19 protein-coding genes and 1 pseudogene are annotated in these 20,370 nt (G+C 66.2%); 14 read left to right on the plus strand and 6 right to left on the minus strand.

Going from position 1 to position 20,370, the window contains the following annotated elements; all coding sequences use genetic code 11:
- The first annotated feature begins 48 nt into the window (after positions 1–48).
- The 9 genes and pseudogenes from U4Z64_RS18925 to U4Z64_RS18965 all read left to right on the plus strand — a co-directional run.
- Positions 49–738 (plus strand): GntR family transcriptional regulator, encoded by a 690-nt coding sequence (locus U4Z64_RS18925; protein WP_321820635.1) that lies wholly within the window; start codon positions 49–51, stop codon positions 736–738.
- Positions 739–944: 206 nt separating this feature from the next.
- A complete protein-coding gene (locus tag U4Z64_RS18930; RefSeq protein WP_321820636.1) occupies positions 945–1,913 on the plus strand; it encodes a flavin reductase family protein in 969 nt (322 codons plus the stop codon).
- A 150-nt stretch (positions 1,914–2,063) separates the two neighbouring features.
- A complete protein-coding gene (locus U4Z64_RS18935) occupies positions 2,064–3,104 on the plus strand; it encodes an ABC transporter substrate-binding protein (RefSeq protein WP_124489298.1) in 1,041 nt (346 codons plus the stop codon).
- A 141-nt stretch (positions 3,105–3,245) separates the two neighbouring features.
- Positions 3,246–4,130: an ABC transporter permease gene (locus U4Z64_RS18940; RefSeq protein WP_321820637.1), complete on the plus strand. Its 885-nt coding sequence runs from the start codon at positions 3,246–3,248 to the stop codon at positions 4,128–4,130.
- Between the two features lie 86 nt (positions 4,131–4,216).
- Entirely contained in the window at positions 4,217–5,017 is an 801-nt protein-coding gene (locus U4Z64_RS18945; RefSeq protein ID WP_321820638.1) for an ABC transporter permease, read from the plus strand.
- 11 nt (positions 5,018–5,028) lie between these two features.
- Positions 5,029–6,135, plus strand: a complete 1,107-nt coding sequence (locus tag U4Z64_RS18950) for an ABC transporter ATP-binding protein (RefSeq protein WP_321820639.1) — start codon at positions 5,029–5,031, stop codon at positions 6,133–6,135.
- Between the two features lie 11 nt (positions 6,136–6,146).
- Positions 6,147–6,854, plus strand: a complete 708-nt coding sequence (locus tag U4Z64_RS18955) for a GntR family transcriptional regulator (protein WP_321820640.1) — start codon at positions 6,147–6,149, stop codon at positions 6,852–6,854.
- Positions 6,855–6,971: 117 nt separating this feature from the next.
- Positions 6,972–8,432: an NAD-dependent succinate-semialdehyde dehydrogenase gene (locus tag U4Z64_RS18960; RefSeq protein WP_321820641.1), complete on the plus strand. Its 1,461-nt coding sequence runs from the start codon at positions 6,972–6,974 to the stop codon at positions 8,430–8,432.
- A gap of 192 nt (positions 8,433–8,624) precedes the next feature.
- A pseudogene (locus tag U4Z64_RS18965) lies at positions 8,625–9,035 on the plus strand (methyl-accepting chemotaxis protein); the annotation flags it as partial.
- A gap of 24 nt (positions 9,036–9,059) precedes the next feature.
- On the opposite strand, the gene U4Z64_RS18970 reads toward U4Z64_RS18965, so the two are convergent.
- The 5 genes from U4Z64_RS18970 to U4Z64_RS18990 are packed head-to-tail and all read right to left on the minus strand — an operon-like array spanning position 9,060 to position 14,349.
- A complete protein-coding gene (locus U4Z64_RS18970) occupies positions 9,060–10,733 on the minus strand; it encodes an electron transfer flavoprotein-ubiquinone oxidoreductase (RefSeq protein WP_321820642.1) in 1,674 nt (557 codons plus the stop codon).
- 21 nt (positions 10,734–10,754) lie between these two features.
- Positions 10,755–11,420 (minus strand): HutD family protein, encoded by a 666-nt coding sequence (locus U4Z64_RS18975; protein ID WP_321802387.1) that lies wholly within the window; start codon positions 11,418–11,420, stop codon positions 10,755–10,757.
- Positions 11,417–12,361 (minus strand): electron transfer flavoprotein subunit alpha/FixB family protein, encoded by a 945-nt coding sequence (locus U4Z64_RS18980; RefSeq protein ID WP_321820643.1) that lies wholly within the window; start codon positions 12,359–12,361, stop codon positions 11,417–11,419. The genes U4Z64_RS18975 and U4Z64_RS18980 overlap by 4 nt, the downstream gene beginning before the upstream one ends.
- Complete coding sequence (locus U4Z64_RS18985) at positions 12,358–13,137, minus strand: electron transfer flavoprotein subunit beta/FixA family protein (protein ID WP_321820644.1); 780 nt, start codon at positions 13,135–13,137, stop codon at positions 12,358–12,360. The genes U4Z64_RS18980 and U4Z64_RS18985 overlap by 4 nt, the downstream gene beginning before the upstream one ends.
- Before the next feature lie 27 nt (positions 13,138–13,164).
- Positions 13,165–14,349: an FAD-binding oxidoreductase gene (locus U4Z64_RS18990; RefSeq protein WP_321820645.1), complete on the minus strand. Its 1,185-nt coding sequence runs from the start codon at positions 14,347–14,349 to the stop codon at positions 13,165–13,167.
- 177 nt (positions 14,350–14,526) lie between these two features.
- Here U4Z64_RS18990 and U4Z64_RS18995 point away from each other — a divergent pair, with 177 nt between their 5' ends.
- Together U4Z64_RS18995 and hutG are read left to right on the plus strand one after the other, a co-directional pair.
- The gene (locus tag U4Z64_RS18995; protein WP_124921813.1) at positions 14,527–15,492 is read left to right on the plus strand and encodes a LysR family transcriptional regulator; all 966 of its coding nucleotides are present in this window, start codon (positions 14,527–14,529) and stop codon (positions 15,490–15,492) included.
- Between the two features lie 17 nt (positions 15,493–15,509).
- Positions 15,510–16,319, plus strand: coding sequence for an N-formylglutamate deformylase (hutG, locus tag U4Z64_RS19000; protein WP_321820646.1), 810 nt, complete (start codon positions 15,510–15,512; stop codon positions 16,317–16,319).
- Positions 16,320–16,531: 212 nt separating this feature from the next.
- Here hutG and U4Z64_RS19005 read toward each other — a convergent pair whose 3' ends face one another.
- Positions 16,532–17,134 (minus strand): XRE family transcriptional regulator, encoded by a 603-nt coding sequence (locus tag U4Z64_RS19005; RefSeq protein WP_321820647.1) that lies wholly within the window; start codon positions 17,132–17,134, stop codon positions 16,532–16,534.
- Between the two features lie 249 nt (positions 17,135–17,383).
- Between U4Z64_RS19005 and glnT the strand changes: the two genes are divergently transcribed.
- The 3 genes from glnT to U4Z64_RS19020 are packed head-to-tail and all read left to right on the plus strand — an operon-like array spanning position 17,384 to position 20,370.
- Positions 17,384–18,772, plus strand: coding sequence for a type III glutamate--ammonia ligase (gene glnT, locus U4Z64_RS19010; protein WP_321820648.1), 1,389 nt, complete (start codon positions 17,384–17,386; stop codon positions 18,770–18,772).
- Between the two features lie 12 nt (positions 18,773–18,784).
- Positions 18,785–19,693: an amidophosphoribosyltransferase gene (locus U4Z64_RS19015; protein ID WP_321802401.1), complete on the plus strand. Its 909-nt coding sequence runs from the start codon at positions 18,785–18,787 to the stop codon at positions 19,691–19,693.
- Positions 19,681–20,370, plus strand: a complete 690-nt coding sequence (locus tag U4Z64_RS19020; protein WP_124521265.1) for a protein glxC — start codon at positions 19,681–19,683, stop codon at positions 20,368–20,370. Before U4Z64_RS19015 ends, U4Z64_RS19020 begins: the two co-directional genes overlap by 13 nt.

Genomic DNA, 20,370 nt, shown 5'->3' on the forward strand with positions numbered 1-20,370 from the left:
CGGCTCGCGGCCGGCTGCAGGCCCATACCCGTTTCCAGAGTGCCGCTCATGCAAGACCTGAAAATCGACCGCAATGCCAAGACCCTGCGCGAACTGACGCTCGACAAGCTGCGTGGCGCGATCGTGCAGGGCTATTTCCGGCCGGGCGCGCGGCTCGTCGAGCGCACGCTGTGCGATGAGCTCGGCGTCAGCCGCACGGTGGTGCGCGAGGTGCTGCGGCACCTCGAGACCGAAGGGCTGGTCGAGACCGTGTCGCGGCAAGGGCCGGTGGTCGCGCGGCTCGATCCGGCGCAAGTCGGCGAGATCTACGAACTGCGCGGCCTGCTCGAAGCCAATGCCGCGCGTGCCTGCGCGGAGCGCGCGACGCCCGAAGTCGTGCGGCAGTTGCGAGAAATTCGTGCAACGATCGAGGACGCGTTCGAGAAGCAGGAATTGCCACGCGTGCTCGAATTCACCGAGCGTTTCTACGAAACGCTGTTCGAAGCCGCAGGAAAGCAGGTGTCGCTGACGGTGGTCAAGACGCTGAACGCGCGCATCAACCGGTTGCGCGCGCTGACCATCGCGATGCCGGGGCGCGGCGGCGATTCCAACACCGAGATGAACCGCCTGCTCGACGCGATCGAGCAGCGCGACGGCAACGCGGCATCGGCCGCGTCGGCTGCGCACATCAAGCGGGTTTCCGAGCTGGCGCTGTCTGCGCTCGCGCAGCAGCAGGACGAGGCATCCGGCGATAGTTGATGGAGCCCGAGCGCGAGCATCCAGACGCGCGCATTGACCTGGAAGGCCGCCGGCGTGCTACGCCGGCGGCCTTTTGTTTTGGCTATTGAATACGTGGCGATCCGCAGTTGCATCATGGTTTTCCATGATTTTTGACACGTTGTTGTCGACCATAAGATGGCATACCATAATCTCATCGAGTAGCGCAGTAATCACGGGAGCACGCCATGACTGAGTCGATGACCGGGTCCACCGCGCAGCAGGCATTCGACACGCTCGAATTCCGCCGCGCCCTCGGTGCATTCGTCACCGGCGTGACGGTCGTCACGACGGTCCAGCCCGACGGGTCGCCGCGCGGTTTCACCGCGAACTCGTTCACGTCGGTGTCGCTCGATCCGCCGCTGATCCTCGTGTGCATCGCGAAGACGGCATCGAGCCGTGCGGTGTTCTCGGCTACGCAGCGTTTTGCCGTCAGCGTGCTGGCGGAAAACCAGACCAACGTGTCCGGCGTGTTCGCATCGAAGGCGCAGGACAAGTTCGCGCAAGTGCCGTGGGACACGCGCAAGACGGGCGCACCGGTGATCCGGGATGCGGCGGCGAGCTTCGACTGCGTGACCCACGACGTGGTGGATGCAGGCGACCACATCATCCTGATCGGGCGCGTGGTCGATTTCGCGCAGACGAGCGCGTCGCCGCTCGGCTATTGCCGAGGCGCTTACGTGAACTTCACGCTGTCGCAGGACGCGTTGTCCGCGGCAGGCGGGCATGCCGAGGTGGGTGCGATTCTCGAACATCGCGACGGGCTGGTGCTCGTCGATACGCCGCACGGGCTGCGCTTGCCGACCGGCACCCGGCTCGATCCGGCGAGTGACCCCGCGAGCCTGCGCGGCGTGCTCGCGAAGCTCGGGCTCAACGCGCATCTCGACTTCCTGTTCGCAGTTTTCGAATCCGCCGGCGGGCGCGAGGCGGGCGTCCATATCTATTACCGCGGCCGAGTGATGCCTACCGGTTCGCCGTGGTTCGACAGCAGCATCCGTATCGTGCCGCTCTGGCAAGTGCCGTGGGACGAGATCGCCGACCCCGCCGTGCGCTCGATGCTCGAACGCTACGTGCGTGAACGCCGGCAGGACGCGTACGGCATCTATGTCGGCGATACGGAGGCTGGCACCGTGCAGACACTTGCAGTCGCGCATTGAAGCGACTTGCCGCAATCAGGCGTGGCGAAGACACAAGAATCAGGATCATGATGCCGGCGAGATTTGCGCCGCCGGTCTGAAGGCGCGTATTCGAATGGCTGCCATCCCGGCGGTCGCGACGCGCGGCGTTTCCCCTTGGAGAGAGAGACCATGAGCAGCAGAAGCATCCCGCGTTTCGCAGCGTCGCGCCTGGCATGCATTGCACCGTTGGCCGCCCTGTGCGCCGCGCCGGCATTGGCCGCCGATCCGATCGTGTTCACCAGCTGGGGCGGCACGACCCAGTCGTCGCAACAGAAGGACTGGGCGCAGCCGTTCACGCAGGCGAGCGGCATCAACGTGCTGATGGACGGGCCGACCGACTACGGCAAGCTCAAGGCGATGGTCGACAGCGGCAACGTCAGCTGGGACGTGGTCGACGTCGAGGGTGACTTCGCGTATGCGGCGGAAAAGGCAGGGCTGATCGAGCCGATCGACTATTCGGTGGTGAACAAGGCCGAACTCGACCCGCGCTTCGCGACGCCGTCTGCGGTGGGCAGCTTCTATTATTCGTTCGTGCTCGGCTACTACAAGGCGAAATACACGAGCGCGCAGCCGCAGAACTGGGCGGACCTGTTCGATACCAGGCGCTTCCCTGGCAAGCGCACCTTCTACAAGTGGTCGGCGCCGGGCGTGCTCGAGATCGCGTTGCTCGCCGACGGCGTCGCGCCGAACAAGCTGTATCCGCTCGACCTCGACCGCGCATTCAAGAAGCTCGATTCCATCAAGGGTGACATCGTCTGGTGGAGCGGCGGTGCACAGTCGCAGCAGTTGCTCGCGTCGGGCGAAGCGCCGATCGGCATGTTCTGGAACGGCCGCCTGCATGCGCTCGCGCAGACAGGCGTGCCGGTCGGCATGTCATGGAACCAGAACCTGACCGCCGCCGACATGCTCGTGATCCCGAAGGGCGCGAAGCATCGCGACGCGGCGATGAAGTTCCTCGCCGCCGCGACGGGTGCGCAGGCGCAGGCGAAATTCGCGGCCGACACCGGTTATGCGCCGATCAACGTGAAGTCGGCGGCGCTGATGCAACCGGCAATCGCGAAGACGCTCCCGGACCAGTACAAGGCCACGCAGATCAACCTCGACATGAAGTACTGGGCCGAGAATCGCGACGCGATCGCGAAGCGCTGGTACGCGTGGCAGTCGAAGTAAGCCGGCGTGGCAAGTCGTATGGATCTGAATTCTGTTCAGGAGGCCGAACCGGATCGAGCCGGCGCGGCCGAGCAACGAACCTGCATGGGGCCAGCGGTAACAGGCACTGAAGTGCTGGCGCTGGCCGACCAAGGAGCCACCATGCCAAACCTATTGAGTACCGTCGCGCATCCGAGCGCGCCGCCGCCGCGCAAGCGGCACGACTGGCGCAGCATACGGCTGCTGACGCCCGCGATGCTGCTGCTCGTGATCTTCTTCCTGCTGCCGGTGCTGTCGCTGCTGTTGCGCAGCGTGCTCGAACCGACGCCCGGGTTGCACAACTACGAGCAACTGCTCGGCTCGACGACGTACGTGCGCGTGTTCGGCAATACGTTTCTTGTTGCGACGGTCGTCACGCTCGTCACGCTGATCGTCGGCTTTCCGATGGCATGGCTGCTCGCGATCGCGCCGCGCCGGCTCAGTTCGGTGCTGTTCGCGATCCTGCTGCTGTCGATGTGGACGAACCTGCTCGCACGGACGTTCGCATGGATGGTGCTGCTGCAGGGAACGGGGCCGATCAACCGCGCGCTGATGGCGCTCGGCATGATTCACGAGCCGCTGTCGCTGGTGAACAACCTGACCGGCGTGACGATCGGCATGACCTACATCATGCTGCCGTTCCTCGTGATGCCGCTGCATGCAACGCTGCGCGGCATCGACCCGTCGACACTGCGCGCGGCCGCGGTGTGCGGCGCGAGCCGCTGGCAGGCGTTCTGGCGCATCCTCGTGCCGCTCGCGATGCCGGGCGTGGCCTCCGGCGTACTGATGGTGTTCGTGATGGCGCTCGGTTACTTCGTCACGCCGACGCTGCTCGGCGGCCCGTCGTACATGATGTTGGCCGAACTGATCGCGCAGCTCGTGCAGGAACTGCTGAACTGGGGCCTCGCCGGCGCCGCGGCCTTCGTGCTGCTTGCCGTGACGCTCGCCCTCTATGCGTTGCAGCTGCGCTTCACCGGCAGCGCGCACGCTACCACCGGAGGCCGCTGAGATGAAACAACCCTCAAGCTCACTACGTTCGCTGCTCCCGGAGGGGGCGCCAGCCTCCCTTGGGGCGGCCCGGCGGGAGGACTGACATGTTGCTCGATTTCGATCGCCTGGGCGCGCTGCGCTGGATCCTCGTGGCCGTGGGCGCGGCTGTTGCATTGTTCCTGCTGTTGCCGATCGTCTTTATCGTCGCGCTGTCGTTCGGCGATTCGCAGTGGCTCATCTTCCCGCCGCCGGGCTGGACCCTCGAATGGTACCGGCAGCTCTTCACCGACGCGGGCTGGATCGACTCGCTGCTGACCAGCGCGAAACTGGCGGTGATCGTCACGGTGCTGTCCGTCGCGATCGGGTTTCTCGCGTCGCTGGCGCTCGTGCGCGGCAAGTTCCGCGGCCGCGAGGCCGTGCGGGGTTTCTTCCTCACACCGATGGTGCTGCCTGTCGTCGTGCTTGCCGTCGCGCTGTACGGGTTCTTCCTGCGCATCGGCCTGAACGGCACGATGACCGGCTTCGTGATCGGCCATCTGATCATCGCGCTGCCGTTCTCGATCATCTCGATCAGCAACTCGCTCGTGAGCTTCGACACGGCGCTCGAAGACGCGGCGCTGATCTGCGGCGCGTCGCCGCTTACCGTGAAGCTGCGCGTCACGCTGCCTGCCATCCGGCTCGGCCTCTTCGCCGCCGCGATCTTCGCGTTCCTCGCATCGTGGGACGAAGTCGTCGTGTCGATCTTCATGTCGAGCCCGACGCTGCAAACGCTGCCCGTGCGGATCTGGGCGACGCTGCGGCAAGACCTGACGCCGGTCGTCGCGGCCGCTTCGTCGCTGCTCGTCGGACTCACGACCGTATTGATGCTGGCGGGCGCCGCGGTGCGCCGCGCACGCGCTCACTGAGGTAACACGCCATGACTGCATTCCTGCAAATCCAGCGCCTGCGCAAGACCTACGACGACGTCGTCGCGATCGACCAGGTGTCGCTCGACGTGCGCAAGGGCGAATTCATGACCTTCCTCGGGCCGTCGGGTTCGGGCAAGAGCACCACGCTCTACATCGTCGCGGGCTTCCAGGAGCCGACCGACGGCCGCGTGCTGCTCGACGGCAAGCCGCTGCTGTCGGTCGCGCCGAACCGGCGCAATATCGGGATGGTGTTCCAGCGCTATACGCTGTTCCCGCATCTCACCGTCGGCGAGAACGTCGCGTTCCCGCTGCGCGTGCGCCGCCGGCCCGACGGCGAAGTTCGCGTGAAGGTCGAGCAGATGCTGAAGCTCGTGCATCTGTCCGAGTGCCGCGACCGGATGCCCGCGCAACTCTCCGGCGGCCAGCAGCAGCGCGTCGCGATCGCGCGTGCGCTGGCATACGATCCGCCCGTGCTGTTGATGGACGAGCCGCTCTCTGCGCTCGACAAGAAGCTGCGCGAGGAAATCCAGCTCGAATTGCGCCGCATTCACCAGGAAACCGGCGTGACGATTCTCTATGTCACGCACGACCAGGAGGAGGCGCTGCGCCTGTCGGACCGCATCGCCGTGTTCAACCAGGGGCGCATCGAGCAGGTCGGCACCGGCGAGGAGCTTTACGCGAACCCGGCATCGCGCTTCGTTGCGAGCTTCATCGGGAACTCGAATTTCCTGCCGGTCAAGGTGATGAAGCACGGCGACGGCCGCATCGGCGGCGTGTTGCCCAACGGTCTCGAAATGGCGTCGGACATGTTCCACCCGACGCTCGCCGCCGGCGACGAAGGCACGCTGATGATCCGCCCTGAACAGATGCGTATCAGTTCGCTGCAGCGCGCGAGCGGCACGAATGGCTCGAGCGCCGCGGCGGCCTTGCCCGTGACCGTGCGCGACGTCACCTATCTCGGCGATGCGATGCATTACGCGGTCGCGACGCCTTGGCAGCAGGAAATCTCGATCCGCATGCCGGCCGCGCATCGGCACGACAACGGCATCGTGATCGGCGCGCAGGCACTCGTCGACTGGGACGCACGCGACGCGCGCCTTTTCGCGCAAGCCTGACGGTGGCAGTCATGAGTCCTGCTCCGCCGTCCCTGAAAGTCCAGCGGCCGACCGCAACGCTGCGCGAGCTCGCGCTCGAGAAGATGCGCACCGCGATCCTCGATGCGCATTTCCAGCCCGGCGAGCGGCTGGTCGAGCGCTCGCTGTGCGAGATCCTCGGCGTGAGTCGAACCGTCGTGCGCGAGGTCTTGCGGCATCTGGAAACGGAAGGTCTCGTCGCCTCGATCCCGAACCAGGGGCCGATCGTTGCGGTCCTCGATTTCGACACGGCCGCCGAGATCTACGAAATACGCGCGTTGCTGGAGGGCGAGGCGGCGATGGCCTGTGCGCAGCATGCGGACCAATCGCTCGTCGCCGAGCTGGGCGCGTGTATCGACCAGATCCGGCAAGCGTTCGATGCGCAGGATCATCAGGCGGTGAAGGTGCTCACGTCGGCATTCTACGAACGCATGTTCATCGCCGGGCAAAAGCAGGTCGCATGGGAAATCGTTCAGACGCTGATCGCGCGTATCAACCGGCTGCGTGCGTTGACGATCGCGTCCGACGATCGCGGGCACCAGGCGGTCGAGGAGATGCGCGCGATTCTCGCGGCCATCGCGGCGGGCAACGGTGTGGCGGCGCGCGACGCGGCCATCGCGCACGTGCACCGGGTAGCCGAGATCGCGCGCAGGCTGCTCACGCACGGTCATGAGAGTGCATCGTGGCGTCAGGCGGGGTAGCGCGCCTGGCTTCGTGATGCAGTGCCTCGCGCCGCCCGTCATTTGAAATTCTCCGTATTCGCGGCTCGAGTCGTGCTCGGGTCGCCTCCTGCATTTTTATCCCCGGAAGGACCAATCGTGGAATTGAACACGCTGTTGAAGGACCCGGCGCTGTTGCGTCAGCAGGCTTATGTCGACGGGCAATGGTGCGACGCCGACTCGGGCGAGCGCTTCGGCGTGCTCGACCCGGCGACAGGCGCAACGCTCGGCACCGTACCGCTGATGGGCGCGACGGAGACGTCACGCGCAATCGACGCCGCGAATGCCGCGTGGCCCGCGTGGCGCGCAAAGACGGCGAAGGAGCGCGCATGCATCCTGCGCCGTTGGTACGAACTCGTGATCGAGCACGCCGACGATCTCGCGTTGATCCTCACGGCCGAGCAGGGCAAGCCGCTGGCCGAAGCGAAGGGCGAGATCGTCTACGGTGCGTCGTTCATCGAATGGTTCGCGGAAGAGGGCAAGCGCGTGGCCGGCGACACGCTCGCGACGCCTGTGACGGACAAGCGCCTCGTGGTCGTCAAGGAGCCTGTCGGCGTGTGCGCGGCGATCACACCGTGGAATTTCCCGAACGCGATGATCACGCGCAAGGTCGGCCCGGCGCTTGCGGCCGGCTGCCCGATCGTCGTGAAGCCTGCCGAAGCCACACCATTCTCGGCGCTCGCGCTCGCGGTGCTCGCCGAGCGCGCGGGGGTGCCGAACGGCGTGCTCAACATCGTCACCGGCAACCCGAAGGCGATCGGCGGCGCGATGACGAGCAGCCCCGTGGTGCGCAAGTTGTCGTTTACCGGATCGACCGGCGTGGGGCGGCTGCTGATGGCGCAGAGCGCGCCCACGGTGAAGAAGGTGACGCTCGAACTCGGCGGAAACGCGCCGTTCATCGTGTTCGACGATGCCGATCTCGACGCGGCCGTCGAAGGGGCGATCGCGTCCAAGTACCGCAACAACGGACAGACGTGCGTGTGCACCAATCGCTTCTACGTGCATGAGCGCGTGTATGACGCGTTCGCCGCGAAGCTGGTGGCGGCGGTGAAGGGCCTGAAGGTCGGGCACGGCACCGAAAGCGGCGTGATACTCGGGCCGCTGATCAACGATGCGGCGGTCGGCAAGGTCGAAGCGCACATCGCGGACGCGCTCGCCAAGGGCGCCACAGTGGCGACCGGCGGAAAGCGGCATGCACTCGGCCATGGCTTCTTCGAGCCGACGGTGCTGCTGAATACCACCGCGCAGATGGACGTTGCGCGTGAAGAGACGTTCGGGCCACTCGCACCGCTGTTTCGCTTCTCGAGCGACGACGAAGTCGTGAGGCTCGCCAACGATACCGAGTTCGGGCTCGCCGCCTACTTCTTCAGCCGCGACATCGGGCGTGTGTGGCGGGTGGCCGAGCAGCTGGAATATGGGATGGTCGGCATCAATACGGGCCTCATTTCCAACGAGGTCGCGCCGTTCGGTGGCGTGAAGCAGTCGGGAATCGGCCGCGAAGGGTCGCACTACGGCATCGACGATTATCTGGTCATCAAGTATCTGTGCATGGCGGTCTGATCGCCGGTGCGTTTGACTGAAAGAGGGCGACGACATGGATACGTGGTCGTCCAGAAACGCCGGACTCGCGCGCGATCGCATGAGACACACGCATCGTCGATGCGGGCGAACTCGCCGGCATCGCGATACCCGCCCGGGTAACGCTGCACGTCGTTGCGATTTGCCTCGCGATGAAGATGATGGCGAACGGATGACGCTGCCGTGGAGGCTGCCCGCGCTGGCGAGCAGGGGCGCGGATTCGCCGTGGTGGCGAGCGAAGTGCACGGTCCGGCACAGTCCTCGGCTTCGGCTGCGAAAGAAATCGAGGAACTGATCAGCACTTCTGTCGCCCTGATTCAGGACGGCGCCACGCAGGCGACGGACGGCGGCGCGACGACGGGACACGTCAAGCAGGCGATCAGGCCGGTGTCCGATATCGTCGGCGAGATCGCCGCTGCGTCGGACGAGCAGAGCCGCGGGATCGAACCGGTCAATCAGGCCGTCGTGCGGCAGAATGGGGCTCTTGTAGAGCAGTCGGCAGCAGCGGCACGTTTGCTGGAAGAGCAGGCAATGAATCCGGGCGATGCTGGCTCGGTATTCAAGGTCTCGGAGAGCGAAATGTCTGCATGGAAGTGGGCGATCTCGACGTTACATGCTTGGATAGTTCGGCCCGCCGCCGCCTTCCGGCGTGACCCACACGATGTTCTGCGTCGGGTCCTTGATGTCGCAGGTCTTGCAGTGCACGCAGTTCTGCGCGTTGATCACGAGGCGGTCGCTGCCGTCGTCGTTCTTCACGAACTCGTACACCGCCGCCGGGCAGAAGCGCGCCTCAGGTCCCGCGTAGGTCCGCAGGTTCACGTTCACCGGCACGCTCGCGTCCTTCAGCGTCAGATGCGCCGGCTGGTTCTCCTCGTGGTTCGTGTTCGAGATGAACACCGACGACAGCCGGTCGAACGTCAGCTTGCCGTCCGGCTTCGGGTACTCGATCGGCGTGCACTGCGATGCCGGCTTCAGCATCTCGTGGTCCGCATGCTTGTGGTGCAGCGTCCACGGCACGTTGCCGCCCATCAGCTTCTGTTCCAGCCCGACCATCAGCGTGCCGAGGTAGAGACCCTTCGCCATCCACTGCTTGAAGTTACGCGCGCGGTACAGCTCCGTGTACAGCCACGATTGCCTGAAGGCGTCCGGATACGCGTTGAGCTCGTCCGACTGGCGACCGGCCTGCAGCGCGTCGAACGCGGCGTCCGCCGCCAGCATGCCGGTCTTGATCGCCGCGTGGCTGCCCTTGATCCGCGATGCGTTCAGGAAGCCCGCGTCGTCGCCGATCAGCGCGCCGCCCGGGAACACCGTCTTCGGCAGCGACAGCAGGCCGCCGGCCGTGATCGCCCGCGCGCCGTACGACACGCGCTTGCCGCCTTCGAGGAACGCGCGGATCGACGGGTGCGTCTTGTAGCGCTGGAATTCCTCGAACGGCGACAGATACGGGTTCGTGTAGCCGAGGCCGACCACGAAGCCGACCACGACCTGGTTGTTGTCCATGTGATACAGGAACGAGCCGCCGTACGTATCGGATTTCAGCGGCCAGCCGGCCGTGTGGATCACCAGACCCGGCTTGTGCTTCGCGGGATCGATTTCCCACAGTTCCTTGATGCCGATCCCGTACGCCTGCGGATCGGCGTTCGCGTCGAGCTTGAACTTCGAGATCAGCTGACGGCCGAGGTGGCCGCGGCAGCCTTCGGCGAACAGCGTGTACTTCGCGTGCAGTTCCATGCCGAGCTGGAAGTTCTCGGTCGGCTCGCCGTCCTTGCCTACGCCCATGTTGCCGGTGGCGACGCCTTTCACCGAGCCGTCGTCGTTGTAGAGAATCTCCGCGGCCGGGAAGCCCGGGAAGATCTCGACGCCCAAGGCTTCTGCCTGCTGGCCGAGCCAGCGCGTGACGTTGCCGAGCGAGATCACGTAGTTGCCGTGGTTCTTGAAGTTGTCGGGCAGCGCCCAGTTGGGCGTGGTGACCGCGCTGCTCTCGGACAGGAACAGGAAGCGATCTTCGGTCACCTCGACGTTCAACGGCGCACCCTGTTCCTTCCAGTCGGGAAACAGCTCGGTGATCGCGCGCGGGTCCATCACCGCGCCCGACAGGATGTGCGCGCCGATCTCGGAACCCTTCTCGAGCACGCACACGCCGATCTCGGTGCCTTTCTCGGCGGCCAGCTGCTTGAGCCGGATCGCGGCCGACAGCCCGGCCGGGCCGCCGCCGACGATCACGACGTCGTATTCCATCGATTCGCGCGGGCCGTATGGTGCGACAAACGAAGCGTGTGACATGAGCAGGTAGGCGGGCAGGGATTAGCGTTCGACCGACTCGATTGCGATTGAGATCAGGCGGGCGTCAAGTGCATCGGACTGCAGATCGATTTCTTCGCTGCGGCCGTCGAGCCACAGGCCATGCATCGGCAGCAGGGTCTGGGTACTGAGCGACGCGCTGCTGAAGCGCCATTGGCCGGCCGCGCAAATCAGCAGATGCGTCGGCGCCGGCGTCACGCGGCGTGAATGCGTCGCCACGCTCACGGTGGCCCGGCAGGCGGCGCGGCGCGTCATCACGTTGAGTACGTGCGTGGGTCGCACGATATCGGTCGTCCACACCGGCAAATCGCCGGGAAAGCATGCTGGCACGATCGGGTGCGCGACGAGATGCCCGTCCTGCGCGCGGAGTTCGACGCTCGAGTTGTCGACCGGCACGAGTATCCGGTCGACGCCCGGAAACTGCGAGAAGCGGGCGGGTCCGTCGAGCGTCGCGAGACTGATACGCCAGTCTACGTTGCCGTCGGCGTCGATGCGGTTGGCGATCGTTCGCGTGACGCCGGCGCCGTTCGCCCAGGCTTCAGGCTCGACTTGCGCGCAATCGACAAACCTGACGGACGGGTAGTGCGATGCCGACGATGCACTCCCGCTGGATGAACGTGGTGCAGGTACGCGCGGGACGCCGCCCTGCCCGGAATCCGGGTGCGTCATGCGCCACCCCCGGCGTCGATGTGACGTTCGAGGGCAGCCATCACGTCGAACAGGTCCCCCACGAAGCCCACGTCCGCGAACGAGAAGATGGGCGCATCCGGATCCTTGTTGACGGCGACGATCAGCTTCGAATCCTTCATGCCGGCCAGGTGCTGAATGGCCCCGGAGATCCCGAATGCGAGATAGGCGTCGGGGGCGACGGTCTTGCCTGTCTGGCCCACCTGAATGGCGTTCGGTGCATAGCCGGCGTCGACCGCGGCGCGCGATGCGCCGAGGGCTGCGCCGAAACGCGATGCGAGTGTGCCGAGCCGCACCATGTTCTCGCCGGACGCGAGCCCGCGCCCGCCTGACACAACGATCGGCGCATTCGCGAGATCGACGCCGGCTGTCTGAGTGCTGTTGCGTTCGACGAGCGTCGTCGCGGCGAATGCGGGCGGCGCATCCACGGAATCGATCGGTGCCGGTTCCGCTCGCGCGCCTGCCGCCGCGAACGACGACGCGCGCACGGTCGCAAAGCTGGTCTCTCGCGCGCTTTCGACGGTCGCGACGATGCTTCCCGCATACAGGCCGCGCACGAAGCGTCCGTCGTCCGTGATGCCGGTCACGTCCGCGACGAACGCCGCGCCGGCGAGGGCCGCGGCCCGCGGCAACGCATTCCGGCCCAGCGTGCGATGGGCGGCCGCGATCAGCGTGTAGCGTGGCGCCAGTCCGGCAAGCAGCACGGCGAGGCTTTCCGGCGTGACGGCGCCGGACGTGCCGGGCAGATCGGGCCGGAGTACACGGTCGACGCCGTCGATCAGCGCGGCTTGCGCGGCCGCCGCGGGATCGAGCACCAGCACGTCGACAGGATGCCGGCGTGCCGTTGCGGCAGTCACGACGCGCCGGACCGTATCCGGCAGCGTATGGTCGGCCGTGGTTTCGGCGATGACGAGCGTTCTCATGCGGAGGTTCCTGTGTGAGCAAAGACGTGGTGTGCGGCGAGCGCGGCGATCAACGCATCGATGTCGGCAACGCGGTGACCTGTGCGCTGCGCCATCGGCTCGTCGAGCTGAACCGCGCGCGACGACGGCACGAGATCGACCGGGAACTGGGCGGCCTGAATGACGGCAAGCGGCTTCTGTTTCGCCTTGACGATGCTCGGCAGCGTCACGCGTCGCGGTTCGGCCAGGCGCAGGTCGGCGCTCACGACGGCGCGGCCGGTCAGCCGCCAGGTTGCGGTGCCGGTGTCGTCGCCGCACGTGACGCGCCAGCCGTCGCCTTCGGGCGCGAGAGCGGTCGCGTCGAGACCTTGCGGCCAGCCGAGCAGGCCGGCGAGCATGGGCGCGACGCCGCCGGTGTCGTCGTCGATCGCCTGCTTGCCGCAAAGCACGAGGTCGTAAGGCGACGTGCCGAGGTACGCGTGGAGCAACCGTGCGACGCCCAGCGAGTCGAGCGACGCGGCGACGTCGCCGGTGTCGATCAGGATCGCGTCGTCGGCGCCCATGGCCAGGCCGGTGCGCAGCACGTCCTGGCAAGCGGCCGCGCCGCACGTGACGACGCTCACCTGGGCGGCATGGCCGGCCTCGCGCAGGCGCAGCGCCATCTCGAGCGCGCATTCGTCGAACGGGTTGATGGACATCTTGAGGCCGGTCGTCTCGATCGAACCGGTTGAACCGACCCGCACGCGCACGTTCGGATCGACGACGCGCTTGACGGGCACCAGTATCTTCAGGGGCATGGGAATGTCTCGTCGAAAGGATGAAGATCAGGACACGGCGCCGAGGCCATACTTGCCGGTGAGCAACGCGCCGGTCGCGAAGCGTTCGAGCGAGTAAGGGGCGAGCGACACGTCGGTCGGCTGTCCGAGCGCATGCTGTGCGAGCAGTTTGCCGATGCCGGGCGACAGCTTGAAGCCGTGGCCCGAGAAACCGAAGCCAACCACGAGTCCGTCGATGTCGCCGACGTTGCCAAGCACCGGGTTCCAGTCGGGGGTCACGTCGTAGACGCCGGTCCACGACGACGCGAGCCCGGCTGTCTCGTAGGCGGGAAAGCGTTCGGCGACCTGCGCACCGACTTCGGCGACGTAATCCAGCGAAATGTCGCCCTGTTCGGTTTCCGGCGCATTCAGCGTCTCGCCGACGACGCCCTCGGAGACCAGCATCTGGCTGCCGCCATAGCTGCGGTAATAGAGCATGCCGGGCGAGCCCAGGTCCTTGAACGCCGGCATCTGGAACGAATATCGTGCGTCGCACTCGAGCGCCAGCACGGTGTGCCGTTCCGGTTTCACGGGTAGCGGGACGTCGATCCAGCCGGACAGTTCCGGCGTCCAGATGTTCTGCGTACTGATCAGCGTGCCGCACATGAAGCGGCCGGCACTCGTGTCGACGCCGACGATGCGGCGGCCGTCACGCACGACCCCCGTGACGGTCGTGCCTTCGAGAATCTTCACGCCGCGCCGGCGTGCCGATTTCGCGAAGCTAGTCGCGACGAGATAGGCGTCGGCGAAGCCCGCTTCCGGCTCGAAGCCGATCAGCGCCGCGTCGTCGAACCGTGCGATCGGCAGGCGGGCACGTGCGTCGTCCCGATCGAGCAACTGCACGTCGATGTCCATCGCGCGTTGCGCGTCGAGCGACGCGCGCAGCGGCTCGAGCTTCGCCCCCTCCGGCGCGCAGATCATGTAGCCGCACTTGACGAGCCCGCACGACGCCTCGTCGTCGCCGACGTATTCGGCGAAGTTGTTGAAGGCCGACCACGACGAGCGCGCCAGCTCGACGTTCTGGCGGACCGAATAATGCGTGCGCAGCAGGCCGGACGATTGCGACGTGGTGCCGGCGCCGATCATGCCGCGTTCGATGACGAGCACGTTGCGCGCGCCGAGCGACGCAAGATGATGCGCGACCGACGTGCCGATCACGCCGGCACCGATCACGATGAAGTCGAAGTGGCTCATGGCTTCCCTCTGGATGGACGACGTGCCGATTCTAGGGAGCCGCGGTGCCGCCGAATTTTGTATTAGGCAAACTTATGCAACGTGCCCGGAAGTGCTCATCCTGCGTCCGGGCAGGCCGAATCGGCGCACCATGCGTTCCGTATTGCCGGAATGGACGCCGCCGCCACTGGAGCCTCTATGCGACGCACCCTATCGCCTATCGACCTGCGTGCCCTGCAGGCCTTCGTCGCCGTGTGCGAGACCGGTTCGATGACCGCCGCGGCCAGGCGGATCGGGGTCAGCCAGAGCGCGATCAGCCAGGCGATTTCCGCCCTCGAGCGCGAACAGGGGACGGTGCTGTTCGATCGGGACAGCCGCCCGCCGCGCCCCAATCTCGCCGGCCGGGCATTGCTGGAACTGGCCGGCCCGCTGCTCGAGCATGCGCAGATGGTCAGCACGCGCGTCGGCGATGCGTCGGACGCGGGCCGGGTGCCCGTGCGGCTCGGCTGCGTCGACTCGTTCGCGGCGACGGTCGGCCCGGAACTGATTCGCGCGGTGTCGGGCACGTCGCGACAGATTTCGATGTGGTCCGGGATCACGCCGGGTTTGAGCAAGCAATTGCATGACCGGGAGATCGACGTCGCCGTATGTACGCAGACCACGCTCAGCGACGCGCGTATCGTCGAAGTCCCGTTGTTCTCCGAAGCATTCGTCGCGGTCGTCGCGCGCGCGCATCTGGCCGGGCGCCCGCAGGCCGACTGGCGAACGCTGGCCGCCGAACTGCCGTTGATCCGTTACACCGCACGTTCCGTGATCGGCCAGCAGGTCGAGCGGTTCGCGCGCCATCTCGGCATTGATAGTCCGAGGCGCTTCGAATTCGACGCGACGGATCCGCTGCTGAGCCTGGTTGCCGCCCGGCTCGGCTTCGCGATCTCGACTCCGCTGTGCCTGTGGCAGGCGCGCCACTACCTCGGCGACGTCGTGGTCGTGCCGCTGCCGGGCGGCCGGCTCGGCCGGCGCGATTTCTTTCTCCTGCACCGACAGGGCGAGTGGGAGGACTTCGTCACGGAGATCATCGAGCTGACGCGCGGCGTGCTCGACCATTCGATCCGGCCGGCGCTCGCGCGCGCCGTGCCGCAGTTACCCGAAGATGCATTGCTTTGATTCGTACGGAGTGCTCGATGAGTGACCTATACACGCTGCAACGCGGCGATGCGCCGCTGCTGATTTCGATTCCGCACCTGGGAACGGCGATACCCGCGCCGTTGCGCGACGCGTACACCGACCGCGCGCTGACACTCGCCGATACCGACTGGCACCTCGACCGACTGTACGCGTTCGCGACCACGCTCGGCGCGACGATGCTCGGTGCGACGGTTTCGCGTTACGTGATCGACCTCAATCGTCCGTCGGACGACGAGAGCCTGTACCCCGGCCAGACGACGACGGGCTTGTGTCCGACCGAAACGTTTCGGGGCGAGCCCGTCTATCGCGAAGGATGCGAACCGGATGCGGCGGAGAAAGGTCGCCGGGTCGACGCATACTGGCAGCCGTACCACATGGCGCTGGCGGCCGAGCTGGCGCGGCTGCGCGAGCGTCACGGGCACGTGCTGCTTTGGGAAGCGCACTCGATCGCGAGCCTGCTGCCGCGGCTGTTCGACGGCAAGCTGCCCGACCTGAACATCGGCACGCAGGACGGCAGGACCGTCGCGCCGTCCGTGCAGGCCGCGGTCGAGCGCGAAGCTGCCGCAAGCCCGTTCATGTGGGTCGCCAACGGTCGCTTCAAGGGCGGCTTCATCACCCGCTCGTCCGGCCGGCCGTCACACGGCGTGCACGCGATCCAGCTGGAGATGTGCCAGTCGACCTACATGGACGAAGCTTTCCCGTTCGCCTACGACACCGGACGCGCGGCCCACGTGCAGCCGACCGTGCGCCGGATGATCTGCGCGGCGCTGGATGCGCTGGCGGCACTGCCGCGGCTCGCAGCATAAGGAACGCTGATACATCTTCGTAATCAGGGTTCCCGTATCAGTGCGACGTTGCACCGAAGTTGGCGTGGCGCTGCACCCGCAGCACGCAGGGAGCGGGTTCTCACCCGCTGACGCACGGGTGCCATCTCGCCCGAAGTGTTTATTCACGGGAATCTTTGATTCCTGTAGATAAACCTGGCACGAGGCTTGCGTTATCTCTCGCGACGGGACGCTCATTCGTCGGCAGGGGGGCCGTAGACGAAGATCGACAGGAACTGGATCGGGGTCTTGATCAGGCGTTCCGGGCCATGCGGTATGTCGGCGCGGAACGTCAGGGTGTCGCCCGGATGCAGGATGTAGGTCTGCTGACCGTGCCGGTATTCGATCACGCCCTTGAGCATGTGGATGAACTCGGTGCCCGGATGCTCGAAGACGGGAAAGCGTTCCGCCTGGTCCTCCATCGTGATCAGGAACGGCTCGAAGGTTTTGCGCGGACCCTGGTCGTAGGCGAGCAGATGGTAGGTGTGGCCGCTTTTCGTGCCTTTACGGACGACTTCCATGCCGGCGCCCTTCTTCACGAGCTGGGCGCCGCCCTGCGGGGCGTCGAAGTTGCGGAACAGCACGGCCATGGAGACGCCGAGCGCCTGGGCAATGCGGTGGAGTACGTCGAGACCGGTCGAGGTCTGTGCGTTTTCGATCTTCGACAGCATGCCGCGGCTGATGCCGGCCTGTTCGGCGACCTGGGCGATGGTCAGGCCGTGGCTCTGGCGAAGCTCGCGGATGGTCGACCCGAGATAGCGTTCGAGCGGGGTCTTGCTGTCGTCAGCGGTATGCATCGTCGACCTCGGCAAAAGGGGCAAGGGTAGCAGATTGCGGCGTGCGCGCCGGCACGGTCGGGACCGCCGGCTTGCGCGCCGCAAGTTTCATATAGGGAATTATTGTTTCACAACAATAAATCCCTTCGCATGCAGAAGGCGTGGTCGCAGCGTACCGGACGCGGTGCTTGCCCATGTCGCGCAATTGGGCCGCTCGCCAGCCGGGCGGATTCCGCAAACCAGTGAACGCAGCAGTTGCAAGGAGAGACGATGAACCTGAACGATGCGAGCCCGTTGCCAGTCAACGCACTCGGAAGCGTACCGCGCTTCGACTCGGTGGACGAAGCGAAGACATACCTTGCGCAACACGGCGTGAAGTATGTGCTCGCGCAATTCGTCGACATTCACGGCGTGGCCAAGGCGAAGTCGGTGCCGGTCGCGCATCTGGGCAGCGTGCTGACCGCGGGCGCGGGTTTCGCGGGCTTTGCGATCTGGGGTGTCGGCATCGAGCCGAACGGGCCGGACTACATGGCGGTCGGCGATCTCGCGACGCTGACGCCGGTGCCGTGGCAGTCCGGGCTCGCGCGCATCGCGTGCGACGGTCACGTCGACGGCGTACCGTGGGCGTTCGATTCACGCGTGACGCTGAAGAAGCAGGTGGCCCGCCTGACCGAGCGCGGATGGACGCTCTTTACCGGCCTCGAGCCCGAATTTTCGCTGCTGAAGCGCTCCGCGTCGGGCACGCTCGAGCCTTGCGATCCGAGCGATACGCTGGCGAAGCCCTGCTACGACTACAAGGGGCTGTCCCGCACGCGCGTGTTCCTGGAAAAGCTCACCGAATCGCTGCGCGCGGTCGGCATCGACGTCTACCAGATCGACCACGAGGACGCGAACGGGCAGTTCGAGATCAACTATACGTATACCGATTGCCTGACGTCGTGCGATCACTACGTGTTCTTCAAGATGGCCGCGTCGGAAATCGCGAACGAGCTCGGGATGATCTGTTCGTTCATGCCGAAACCGTTCGCGAACCGCCCGGGCAACGGCATGCACATGCACATGTCGATCGGCGACGGCAAGCGCAACCTGTTCGCCGACGACGACGATACGCTCGGCATGGGCCTGTCGACACTCGGCTACCGGTTCACGGCGGGCCTGCTCGCGCATGCGCCCGCGCTGGCGGCGCTCTGCAACCCGACGGTGAACTCGTACAAGCGCCTCGTCGTCGGGCGCTCGCTGACCGGCGCGACCTGGGCGCCGGCCTACATCAGCTACGGCGACAACAATCGCTCGACCATGGTGCGGATGCCGGGCGGCCGGATCGAACTGCGTCTGCCGGACGGTGCATGCAACCCGTATCTCGCGACGGCGGCCGTGATCGCCGCCGGGCTCGACGGCATCGACCGCGACCTGTCGCCGGGCGCCCCCGCGAACGAGAACCTGTACGAGTGGCCCGCACAGAAACTCCGCGACCACGGCATCGGCGTGCTGCCGCAAAACCTTGGCGAGGCGCTCGACGCGCTCGAAGCCGACCGGACGATCTGCGATGCGCTCGGGCCGGTGGTTGGCGAGTTCATCAAGCTCAAGCGAATGGAGTGGCTGGAATACATGCGCCACGTATCGGACTGGGAAATCAAGCAGTACGTCGAATTTTTCTGAGGAGCAGGCAACATGTGTGGAATCGTAGGATTGCTGGTCAAGACGCCGGCGTTGCGCGACCGGCTCGGCGAGCTGATGGTGCCGATGCTGATCGGCATGACCGAACGCGGCCCGGATTCGGCCGGTCTCGCGGTGTTCGGCGACGCGGTCGAGCCGAACCAGCGCAAGCTGAGCCTGTACTCGGGCTTTACGGATGAAGGCGAGCATTTTCCGTGGGACGTGATGCTCGATCGGCTGAAGGCGTCCGTCGACGCCGCGGCGCGTGTCGATGCGAAGGGAAACCACGCGGTGCTGACCGTCCACGCGCAGGCCGACACGGTCAGGCACTGGCTGAACGAGCATTACCCGCGCGTGTACCTGCTGTCGGCCGGGCGCTCGATCGACCTGTACAAGGACATCGGCCTGCCCGCGGAGATCGCCGCGCGTTACGCGTTCAGCGGCCTCAAGGGCTCTCACCTGGTCGGCCATACGCGGATGGCGACCGAGTCCGCGGTGACGCCGGATCGCGCACATCCGTTTACGGCCGGCGAGGACTTCTGCCTGGTCCACAACGGCTCGCTGTCGAACCCTTACGGCGTGCGCCGGAAGCTGGAGCCGAAGGGCATTCACTTCGATACCGACAACGACACGGAGGCGGCGTGCCGCTTCCTCGAATGGCGACTGCGCGAGGGCGACACGCTGCCGGTCGCACTGCAGAAGGGCTTCGAGGAGCTCGATGGCTTCTACACGTTCCTGATGGGGACGCCCACCGAGCTGGCGCTGATTCGCGACCCGTTCGCATGCAAGCCGGCCGTCGTCGCCGAGAACGACGACTATGTCGCGATCGCGTCGGAATTTCGCTCGCTCGCGCATCTGCCGGACATCAGGAACGCCAAGGTATTCGAACCCGCACCCGAGGAGATGTACGTATGGAACGCATGACATTCGACCTTGAGCACGCAACCGTCAGGGACGTCAACCAGTACCTGCACGGCAGCGCGGACGTGCTCGACGGGCAGGCGATCGTCGTGGCCTCGCCGAACGGCGCGCACAACATCGCGGTCGGCGTGGATGCCGACGTGACCGTGACGATCGACGGCCACGCCGGCTATTACGCCGGCGGCATGAACCAGCGCGCGACGATCGTCATCGAGGGCAGCGCCGGAACCGGCGTCGCGGAAAACATGATGAGCGGCAAGGTGCACGTGAAGGGCTTCGCGTCGAACGGCGCGGGTGCCTCCGCGCACGGCGGGCTGCTCGTGATCGATGGCGATGCCGGGTTGCGTTGCGGCATCTCGCTGAAAGGCGGCGACATCGTCGTCGGCGGGTCGGTCGGCAGCTTCTCCGCATTCATGGCCCAGGCGGGCCGGATGGTGATCTGCGGCGACGCGGGCGACGCGCTCGGCGATTCGCTGTACGAAGCGGTGCTCTACGTGAAGGGTGAAGTGAAGTCGCTCGGCGCGGACGCGCAGTTCGAGCCGATGGCCGACGCCGACTTCAGTGCGGTCGCGGCGCTGCTCGATGCGGCCGGCCTCGACCACGATCCGCGCGCGTTCAGGCGCATCGCTTCGGCCCGCACGCTCTACCACTGGAACGCCGACGCGAACCAGGAATATTGA

Origin of the sequence: Burkholderia sp. BCC1996 (assembly GCF_905339955.1) — a bacterium.
Taxonomy (GTDB): Bacteria; Pseudomonadota; Gammaproteobacteria; order Burkholderiales; family Burkholderiaceae; genus Burkholderia.

Excerpts from the sequence above, each read along its gene's own strand:
- U4Z64_RS18930 (WP_321820636.1), top strand. The coding sequence starts at position 945 with ATGACTGAGTCGATGACCGGGTCCACCGCGCAGCAGGCATTCGACACG.
- U4Z64_RS18990 (WP_321820645.1), bottom strand. The coding sequence starts at position 14,349 with ATGAGCCACTTCGACTTCATCGTGATCGGTGCCGGCGTGATCGGCACG.
- U4Z64_RS19015 (WP_321802401.1), top strand. The coding sequence starts at position 18,785 with ATGTGTGGAATCGTAGGATTGCTGGTCAAGACGCCGGCGTTGCGCGAC.
- U4Z64_RS18950 (WP_321820639.1), top strand. The coding sequence starts at position 5,029 with ATGACTGCATTCCTGCAAATCCAGCGCCTGCGCAAGACCTACGACGAC.
- U4Z64_RS18985 (WP_321820644.1), bottom strand. The coding sequence starts at position 13,137 with ATGCCCCTGAAGATACTGGTGCCCGTCAAGCGCGTCGTCGATCCGAAC.
- U4Z64_RS18970 (WP_321820642.1), bottom strand. The coding sequence starts at position 10,733 with ATGTCACACGCTTCGTTTGTCGCACCATACGGCCCGCGCGAATCGATG.
- U4Z64_RS18955 (WP_321820640.1), top strand. The coding sequence starts at position 6,147 with ATGAGTCCTGCTCCGCCGTCCCTGAAAGTCCAGCGGCCGACCGCAACG.
- U4Z64_RS18975 (WP_321802387.1), bottom strand. The coding sequence starts at position 11,420 with ATGACGCACCCGGATTCCGGGCAGGGCGGCGTCCCGCGCGTACCTGCA.
- glnT (WP_321820648.1), top strand. The coding sequence starts at position 17,384 with ATGAACCTGAACGATGCGAGCCCGTTGCCAGTCAACGCACTCGGAAGC.
- U4Z64_RS18940 (WP_321820637.1), top strand. The coding sequence starts at position 3,246 with ATGCCAAACCTATTGAGTACCGTCGCGCATCCGAGCGCGCCGCCGCCG.
- U4Z64_RS19020 (WP_124521265.1), top strand. The coding sequence starts at position 19,681 with ATGGAACGCATGACATTCGACCTTGAGCACGCAACCGTCAGGGACGTC.
- U4Z64_RS18980 (WP_321820643.1), bottom strand. The coding sequence starts at position 12,361 with ATGAGAACGCTCGTCATCGCCGAAACCACGGCCGACCATACGCTGCCG.
- U4Z64_RS18995 (WP_124921813.1), top strand. The coding sequence starts at position 14,527 with ATGCGACGCACCCTATCGCCTATCGACCTGCGTGCCCTGCAGGCCTTC.
- U4Z64_RS18925 (WP_321820635.1), top strand. The coding sequence starts at position 49 with ATGCAAGACCTGAAAATCGACCGCAATGCCAAGACCCTGCGCGAACTG.
- U4Z64_RS19005 (WP_321820647.1), bottom strand. The coding sequence starts at position 17,134 with ATGCATACCGCTGACGACAGCAAGACCCCGCTCGAACGCTATCTCGGG.
- U4Z64_RS18935 (WP_124489298.1), top strand. The coding sequence starts at position 2,064 with ATGAGCAGCAGAAGCATCCCGCGTTTCGCAGCGTCGCGCCTGGCATGC.
- U4Z64_RS18945 (WP_321820638.1), top strand. The coding sequence starts at position 4,217 with ATGTTGCTCGATTTCGATCGCCTGGGCGCGCTGCGCTGGATCCTCGTG.
- hutG (WP_321820646.1), top strand. The coding sequence starts at position 15,510 with ATGAGTGACCTATACACGCTGCAACGCGGCGATGCGCCGCTGCTGATT.